Source organism: Edaphobacter aggregans DSM 19364 (genome assembly GCF_000745965.1).
GTDB lineage: Bacteria > Acidobacteriota > Terriglobia > Terriglobales > Acidobacteriaceae > Edaphobacter > Edaphobacter aggregans.
Genome location: NZ_JQKI01000193.1, coordinates 1 through 8,067 on the forward strand (window position 1 = coordinate 1; position 8,067 = coordinate 8,067).

Annotated in this window: 10 protein-coding genes; 2 read left to right on the plus strand and 8 right to left on the minus strand. The window is 56.6% G+C overall.

The window, feature by feature from the left end:
• Nucleotides 1-487 precede the first annotated feature (487 nt).
• The 7 genes from Q363_RS28950 to Q363_RS41480 all read right to left on the minus strand — a co-directional run bounded on the left by Q363_RS28950 (nucleotide 488) and on the right by Q363_RS41480 (nucleotide 6,267).
• Entirely contained in the window at nucleotides 488-1,498 is a 1,011-nt protein-coding gene (locus tag Q363_RS28950) for a site-specific integrase (protein WP_035357661.1), read from the minus strand.
• Nucleotides 1,491-2,453, minus strand: a complete 963-nt coding sequence (locus Q363_RS28955) for a tyrosine-type recombinase/integrase (protein ID WP_035357662.1) — start codon at nucleotides 2,451-2,453, stop codon at nucleotides 1,491-1,493. The genes Q363_RS28950 and Q363_RS28955 overlap by 8 nt, the downstream gene beginning before the upstream one ends.
• On the minus strand, nucleotides 2,450-3,556 hold the full coding sequence (locus Q363_RS28960; RefSeq protein ID WP_169747180.1) for a tyrosine-type recombinase/integrase: 1,107 nt from the start codon (nucleotides 3,554-3,556) through the stop codon (nucleotides 2,450-2,452). Before Q363_RS28960 ends, Q363_RS28955 begins: the two co-directional genes overlap by 4 nt.
• Before the next feature lie 80 nt (nucleotides 3,557-3,636).
• Complete coding sequence (gene tnpC, locus Q363_RS28965) at nucleotides 3,637-5,253, minus strand: IS66 family transposase (protein WP_169747181.1); 1,617 nt, start codon at nucleotides 5,251-5,253, stop codon at nucleotides 3,637-3,639.
• Nucleotides 5,254-5,416: 163 nt separating this feature from the next.
• Complete coding sequence (gene tnpB, locus Q363_RS28970; protein ID WP_051979489.1) at nucleotides 5,417-5,725, minus strand: IS66 family insertion sequence element accessory protein TnpB; 309 nt, start codon at nucleotides 5,723-5,725, stop codon at nucleotides 5,417-5,419.
• Nucleotides 5,722-6,057, minus strand: coding sequence for an IS66 family insertion sequence element accessory protein TnpA (gene tnpA, locus Q363_RS47080; RefSeq protein WP_425387801.1), 336 nt, complete (start codon nucleotides 6,055-6,057; stop codon nucleotides 5,722-5,724). Before tnpA ends, tnpB begins: the two co-directional genes overlap by 4 nt.
• Nucleotides 6,058-6,111: 54 nt before the next feature.
• Nucleotides 6,112-6,267, minus strand: a complete 156-nt coding sequence (locus Q363_RS41480; RefSeq protein ID WP_157467800.1) for a helix-turn-helix domain-containing protein — start codon at nucleotides 6,265-6,267, stop codon at nucleotides 6,112-6,114.
• Nucleotides 6,268-6,487: 220 nt separating this feature from the next.
• On the opposite strand from Q363_RS41480, the gene Q363_RS28975 reads away from it, so the two are divergent.
• Nucleotides 6,488-7,090, plus strand: coding sequence for a hypothetical protein (locus Q363_RS28975; RefSeq protein ID WP_035357670.1), 603 nt, complete (start codon nucleotides 6,488-6,490; stop codon nucleotides 7,088-7,090).
• 31 nt (nucleotides 7,091-7,121) lie between these two features.
• On the opposite strand, the gene Q363_RS39420 is transcribed toward Q363_RS28975, so the two are convergent.
• Complete coding sequence (locus tag Q363_RS39420) at nucleotides 7,122-7,397, minus strand: helix-turn-helix domain-containing protein (RefSeq protein ID WP_157467802.1); 276 nt, start codon at nucleotides 7,395-7,397, stop codon at nucleotides 7,122-7,124.
• 419 nt (nucleotides 7,398-7,816) lie between these two features.
• On the opposite strand from Q363_RS39420, the gene Q363_RS28980 reads away from it, so the two are divergent.
• The coding region (locus Q363_RS28980) for a DUF4372 domain-containing protein (protein WP_157467804.1) at nucleotides 7,817-8,067 on the plus strand (251 nt) is incomplete at its 3' end.

Consider the following 8,067-nt stretch of genomic DNA (forward strand, 5'->3'; position numbering starts at 1 on the left):
AAGCCCCTAAGAACTCCGACAATCACGGACACCTCATGAGCAGCGTCAGCACACTCGCCAGATTCCGCCCGCAACGAGGCTGGTTCCGCCAACGCTACAGGGGATCCTTGTCTCTCGCAGTATTTGATGGCCCGTTCTCCAGTCGATCCCGCAGGCTAACAGGATTTCCACCCGCAGAACGTTCCAGATCAACAGTAGCTAAGTGCAAAACAACCACCTTCAACCGGCATCTTCCCCTTCGCTCAAGGTTCTGCCAACCATTCAATACCCATAGGGCGAGCATCGTGGAGCGGTTTAGCCCAATCCGTTTTTAGCGGACCGGCGCGCCATTCAGAATCCACCTGTTCCCAAAGCTCCTCTGCGCCGCGCCGCTACGCTAAAAACGCTCTGCATTATGTCCAGTTTCGAATTATGCGCAGTGCGGGTGTAGGCAGCGGAAAAACGGCTTTGGAATCGAGTTTGCGGCTGTTTTCCCGCTGCGCATAATTCAGAGGGTGGCAAGGAATTGCATGAGTTGATCGGGAGGCCTGTAGCGCGTGCTTTTGGCACCAACGGGCTGCAGTCTCTGAAGTGCCCGTTCCTTCATCGAGAGGTCCGCTTCGATATACATGTGGGTAGTTGAGAGGTTTTCATGGCCAAGCCAGAGAGCGATGACCGTGATATCGACGCCAGACTGCAGCAGGTGCAAGGCTGTCGCGTGCCGGATCGAATGTGGAGACAAGGTGCGCGTCTTCAGGCGGGGATGATCACGCGCCGCCCGAGCAACTGCGAGTGAAAGCCGTTGCGCCACGTTGGATCTTGTCATGCCGGTTCCCCGACGGTTGGGAAAGAGGCAATCGTGGGCGCCAGAAGTGTTTAAGCGCCGCTTCCAGGATCGAAGTAGAGAAGCCGTCGATCGCCAGAGAGGAACGCTGCGCTGCTTTCGTCCCTTTCCATGAATGTGAACTGCGGGCGTTCCTTCAAGGATCAGGTCCCTGGCCGTAAGGCGAAGCACTTCCGAGACGCGAGCGCCAGTGTTGTAGAGGGTGGTGAGGAGCGCCCGGTCCCGTTGACCGCACCAGGTGTGGGTATCAGGGGCATCGAGAATGGCCTGGATCTCTTCCCGCGAGAGAAATTCCGGCAAAGGGCGGTCGAATCGTTTCATGGGCACAGCCAAGGCATGTTGAATACAGTCCAACGCCGAGAGATCGTGATGAGCCGCGTACTTCAGGAAAGAGCGCACCGCCGCCAGACGTGCGTTGCGGCTGCGCGGCGAGTTTTTGCGTTCGGTTTCCAGATAATCCAGGAAGGCGAGGATGAACTTCGCGTTCAAATCGGTGAGCAGGAAATGCTGTGGTTCTCTTCCAAGCGCCTTTTCGGCAAAGGCAAGCAGCAGGCGGAACGTGTCTCGATAAGCGACAATGGTCCGCGGGCTTACGGCTCTGTGCTGTTGCAAATGTTCTGTGAAGAAGCGTTGGAGGAGAACGGCGAAGGACTGAGCAGGTACAGGCTTATTCACTAGGCCGCCTCCTGCGGGACTCAACGAATCCCTCAAAGTTGCGGCCGGCGACCGCCATGAGGTCCGGGACACCGGTCAAGTACCAGTACGTGTCGGACACCTTGGCGTGGCCCACATAGGTGGCAAGAGCAAGCATCGCATGATCGATATCCGCACCTTGCTCGTGCCATAGCTGTACGCGCCTGCAAATGAAGGTGTGGCGCAGGTCATGAATGCGAGGAAAGGGGTGAGAGCCGCGAGCCTTCCATCCCAGCCCCTTTCGCAACTGCTGGAACGCGTGATGCACAGTCGATTTGGGCAGTGCAGTTCCCGATGAGCCGACAAAGAAGAACGACTTCGGTTCTGCTGGAATCGCTCTCTTCCGGACTACGGCATAGCGGGACAATGCCGCTGTAACGCTCGGGTGCAAGGGGACAAGCCTGGATTTTGCGAATTTCGTCTGGCGAACGGTCAGAACGCTGCGCGCGAAATCCAGGTCTACGAAACGCAGCTTCAATGCCTCGGAAAGCCGCAGTCCGGTGGCGGCAATGAGGCCAAACAGAGTCTTGTAGGTCGCCGGACGAAGAGTTCCCTCTGGCTTGAGTTGACCGGCTGCACGGAGCAGATCGGTAATCTCCCGATCGGTATAGATATGAGGTGTGAGGCGCCTTTTCGCCCGGCCAAAGATAGTCTGTTCGGGAATGTAGGTTGCCCGGTCAATCCGCAAGCAGAATCTTGCGAAGGGCCGGATCGTCTGCAGCCGGCGCGCCCAGGTGAATGGGGTTGCCCGTCTTGCGCAGCCCTGAACCCAATCCAGGATGAGTTGTTCAGTGATGGGCCCGCGATGACCCCGCTGATCCGAAAAGCGCGCAAATCCCATCAAGAGCTTGCCTGGAATTTCCAGCGCGAATCCCGCACTGCGCCGCTCTTCCAAATATGTCTGCACGAGAGACTGCATGGAGGGGAATGCGGTCATAGCTGCCTCCCCGGCCAGGGCAGAGCGACCGCTTCCAGCCTGCGCAAGTCAACCTTCGTGTAGATCATCGAGGTATCGAGACTGCGATGGCGCAGCAGGTCCGCGATTTCCTTCAGCGGCGCGCCCTGTCTGAGCAGCATCGACGCCATGCTGTGACGGAGAATGTGTACACGCGAATGTGCCGAACCGCAGCGCTGGTAAGCTTCCCGAACCGCACGCCGAACTACGCCGGGGCCGATCGGCACATCGTAAGGAGCGACATGCCGAACAAAGACAGCCCTGTTGGTTGTTCGTGGGCGCTCGGTGCGCAGGTAATCCACGATCGCCTGGCCGACCTTCTCGGGCAGTGGAAGAACGTTGCCGCGACGCAACTTGCCCATCGGGAGCCGGATGGTTCCTTTTTTCCAATCAATGTCATCCAGCCGCAATTGCGCGACCTCGGATGCGCGCAGGCCAAGGTCGGTGAGGCATCGAACCATCGCATAGGCGCGTTTGGGTGAGTGTTCGAGCTTACGAAAGGAGTTCAGCAAGGCGTGAACTTCCTGGTCGCTGAGCACTTCCGGCACTCCAGCCAGGCGCCAGTGAGCCGCACTTGGAACAGCTTCTCGAAGATGTTCAATGCTGTCGCCCTCCATGGCACGGAAACGCAAGTAACAACGCAAGGCGCCGCCAACAACACCAATAGTCCCAGCGCTGTGCTTCCCATATCCAGAAAGCACAAAAGTGCGGACGCCGTTGACGCTGATCCGTCCAAGCGCGAAGTGCTTGCCTTGCCGTTGTGCCAGAAGAAACTTGCGTACGATAAGTACTCGCTGGTGGCGCGTGCTGATTGCAAGACCGCGCACATCGAACATGTAGCTATCAAAACGGGCGAGTTCGAGAGAGATGGGATCGGAGTTCTGGCGCCGCGGAATTACGCCACTGGCACGTAGCATCGCAAGCAAATGACGCAATGCGGCGTGGATCTCATGCTTGGTTCGGAGTACCGGATAAGGGCAACTACAGTGAGACAAATGAACGGAAAGAAACCGCCTGACAACCTGCTCGTTGAGATGCGGCAGACGCGTCTTCTCTAGACTCAGCCAACGCGCAAAATGAGCCATGGCGCAGATGTAGCTGTGTTGGGTCTGCCTGGCATATCTGCGATCACGAAGGTAGGCAAGAAACGTTGCAACATGCGGATCTAAGATGCTCTCTCGGAGCCAGCTAAGCAACTGTGGATGCGTAACGACCGTTTTGTCCATGATGATCTCCTGTGCGATAAATTTCCGCCCCAGAAGATCACAACTATTATGCTTAGTTCATCAGTGCTACCGATCCTACTCTGCCCCTTGAAAAGGCCCGACCTCTCTCTGCTCGCCGCCGCACTGCGCATAATCCGAAACTGGACATAATTTCGGTTCAGAACGACGCGCTTCATTTCGCGTTCGCTGACATTGTTGTCGATCGGAACTGCGCCATCGGAACAGAAGACATTCAACTCGCTCCATTGTCCCAGAGCATAGTTGATCGCCTCCGCCATGGGATGCTTGGGCAGCAACTGTTCTTTCCAGACAAGCAGTCGCTCGCGCAGCTCTGCCAGCAGCGGTGCCGATTGCTGTTGGCGCATCCGAAGACGTTCTTCCGCAGTCGCATCTTTGGCGTGACGCTCAACAGCATACAAGGCACGCACGCGTTCGACAGCCTCGCGCGCGATCTCCGGCGCGGCCTTCTCCGCATCGATGAACTTTCTCTTCATGTGTGCCCAGCAGCCGGCACGCGTGATCTGGTTGCCGGTGACCACGCCGTTGTAGCCGCCATAGGCATCGGCCACGAGCACCTGGTTGTAATCCTTCAGGAAACGCTTCGGTCCATCGCGACCGCGATCCAGCGTGAAGTCGAAGATGTTGTAAGGTTGCGATGCATCGCCAACGTAGACCCACATGCGCGCATTCGCTGTTTTGCCCTTACTCAGCATGGGCAGGATGGTATCGTCGGTGGCCACCACATGCGAGGCGCGCACACGCTCGGCCATCAGCGCATACAACGGTTCGACCAGATCAGCCACATCGCCGCACCATACTGATTGCGTGGCCCGCGAGATCTCGAAGCCTTGCCTCTCAAAGATGTCTTCCAGCCGATACAGCGGAAGATAGTCAGAGTATTTGCTGGTGACGATGTAGGCCAGCAAGCCCGGGCCGGCCAGGCCCTTGTCGATCGCCGTCTCCGGCTTCTTCGCCGCTTGGATACTCGGGTTCTCGCCGCTGCTCTCGCAGCCTGCACAGGCATATTTCTTGCGCACATGATGGATGCGCTCGAAGTGGCCGGGAAGATACTCGACCTGCCAGCTTTCATCGGCGCCGATTTCCCTGCGCTCCAGGCCGCAGCATGGGCAGGCGCGTTCCGCCTTGCTCAACTCGTAAACATGCGTAGTGACGGGAAGGTTCTCGAAGCGAGCAAGATGGCGCCGGCCCTTGCGCCGCTTTACCCGCCTCAGCTCTTCAATCGGCTCTGCATGCGGCGGAACATCGTCAGCGTGGATCGGCTTGCGGTCCAGCTCTTCGGCGAAGTGCAGCAGCAGCTGCGCCAGCTCGCCCGGAGTGCGCAGACGATCCGCGCGCTGGCCATAGTACCACTTCTTATATCGCTCCAACTCCAGCTTCACGCGAACAAGCTCAACCTGCAACTGCTCGGTCTGCTTGCGCTGCTCTTCGGCGCGCCGTTGCTGCTCGTCGGCATGACGCTTCTGCTCTTCCCGTTCCAACAGCAATGCATGCACAAGCGCTCGCAGCGATTCGCTGTCCTTCGGAAGCTCGAACAAGTTAGAGTCGACCTTCGCCACTTAGTAAGTAGACGTAAGTGCAAGTGGATAAGTTACCTCACGCTACGGCGTTTTCGCTGTCCTTCAATCGACTCTTCGGTGGTCGTTCATAACGCGGCACACGCTTCAGCTTCGCCATGTCGATGCCATCCAGCAGCATCGCCTACTCGCTTGCGCGCAGCTCAACCGAGCCAGCACCAGGCGCAACACGAGGAAGCTTGAACACTCCGGACTCAAGCCGCTTGTACCACAAAACATAACCATCGCGGTCCCACGTCAGGATCTTCAAGCGATTGCCGCCACGCGATCGGAAGATGAACAGATGGCCGCTCAGCGGATCTTCGCCGATCACCGCCTGCACCCGCTGCGCCAGGCGATCGAAGCCGCACCGCATGTCGGTCGCCTCTGACGCCAGCCAGATCCGCGGCCCCGGCGCGCCATCCAACGCCCGCAGGCTCGGAAGACCGATCATGACTCCATCTCCAGAACAGACAGCAACCGGCGCAGGTGACCCGCCTCAAATCCAGGCTCTACGATCAAGCTCCAGCCGCGGCGATGTCGTAGCTCGATCCCCACCATCTGCACCGATACTGCCGCTGACGACACAGGCGCTGCTGGAACTGTTACCTCCACAGCCACAAATGATGCTGCTTCGGCCTTACGCAAACGTTTCTTCCATTCGTAAAATTGCCAATCGCGCAAACCGCGTTCACCACAGAACGCTGCTACGCTCTTACCGCTGGCTACTTGCTCCGATACAAGACCTCGCCACCGCAACACATCTTCTTCTCTGTAACGCCCCATGACACAAGAATCATGTTCAAAGCAGAGCTCCACAAGATGCGGTTCGCATAGCGCTCACAGAACAAGATCGATAGCTCGATCGCCATTTTCTGCTGTACCAATAATTTCAAACTCCTCGCCAAGTGTTTCTCGAACCTTCGCGATCATCGATTGATGATCGTCAGCGAGCACCACTCGAGTTTTGGTCACCGGAACCCCTTCGCTGTCCATGAGCACCAATGCCGTGATTGTTCACTTGCTATGGAACATTTGAAACTGTCACTTGCGACAGTGACCAAATTCTGCAGTCCTCGCACATCGCAGATTCAATACGCCAACGGCCTCTAAAATACCCCTCCACTGTCGCAAGTGACAGTTACGTCCTCGGCGAGCGCGGCCTATCCTTTTCGCCACGGAGACCAGAAGAGGTCAGTCGTCCAGGAGAGAGAGTATGCAAACTAGTCGAGATTTTTCCAAGATCGCGATCAAAACCCTGATGCTTACAGGCCTACTGACGATCGGGGCCCTTTCCGGTTTTGCAAAGGATAAGTATGAAACGATCGATGCTCACGCATTCGGCACGGGAACGCAAATGGGCCAGAACATCGGAGTGACCTTGAATATCTATGAGTTTTCGACTCCCGCGGACAGAGTGACGTTGTTGCAAGCCTTTGAGAAAGGTCAGAATCAAGGATTAGTAAAAGCGCTGCAGAAGATGAAGTCGGTAGGACACATCGAGATCACAGGTACGCTGGGCTACGACTGCGCCTACATCAAGATGACGCCGACACCGACTGGCCGGAGAATCGTCTTCGTTACGAACCGTCTGCTCCGCTTTGGTGAAGCGTTCTTCGATACGCAATCGCAGTCCTTCAATTTGACCGCCGGCGTACTTGAAATCAACGATCAAGACAAGAGCAAGAGCACTGGAGCCCTCTATCCGGCAGCACAACTCATCCTTGATAAAGAAGGCCAGCTACAGTTAGACCTCAATCAGAACCCCTGGCGCCTGTCAGACATTATCGATTGGAAAGGGACAGCTGGAGTCAATTAGGCCGGATTTAGCGCCCTTCGTGCTTCGCCGCTCAGCTAATTCCGCTACTCGGAGATTTTGTCGGACCAATTCCTACGACATACGTCTGCAATCCAGGGTTGAGCTGATAGTTCGATCGCTTACCACGCGCACGATGGATGAGCGCAGCTCCGCCACCATCTTTGTAACGGTTCAGCAAGCGTTGAACTTGACGAACACTCAAATCCAGGAGCAGTGATGCTGAATCTGATGTAAGCCGACCTGCAACAACCTCTGCAAGCACTTCAATCCGCTGAATATCTCGTTTACTCATCCGCAACCAGCCCAATCTGTCGCCTCCGAACCCTGAACTCAGGATGGGGCAGCGACACTTTGGCTTTGCAGAGCTACGACATTATCGCTTTGCGCCTACAGCTCCTGTTGCTGCAAAGTTCAAATGTCCGTATCTCTGCAAAGTTGAAATGTCCGTAGTCGTCGTGCGGTGGGAATGTGCGAAATCACCGCACTTGGTGATTTCCAAGGACTGTGGGAAGAGTGGGACAGTTTCATCGTTCCACGCTTTCCATCAGGCCGTCATTTCCACCGCTTCAGATTTTCGTTCGCGTTTTCGATAATTGATCTTCTCACTGTTGGTCTTTACCTTTGGGACCACTGTCGTCCAAATTAGCCTTTGAGAACAAGGCTCAAGGGTGAGGCAGGTGGAGCCTCCTGTAGAGTGAAGTGGGTCCTGAGAAGACCACTTGACGCATGAGAAAGGCATCCACCATGAATCGAGTATGCAGTATTTTCAGCCAACTCCTGCAACTGTTTTCGCGCTCCGATTTCGAGGCTGCGGTTGGCAAGCATCGAGCCGAGAGGCACGCCCGAGGCTTTACCTGCTGGGGTCAGTTCATCGCCATGCTGTTCTGCCAACTGGGACGGGCCCACAGTCTGAGTGAAATCACGCAGGGACTGGCAGCCTCGGAGGGTAAGCTGAAGCACCTGGGCCTGAGCCAGGC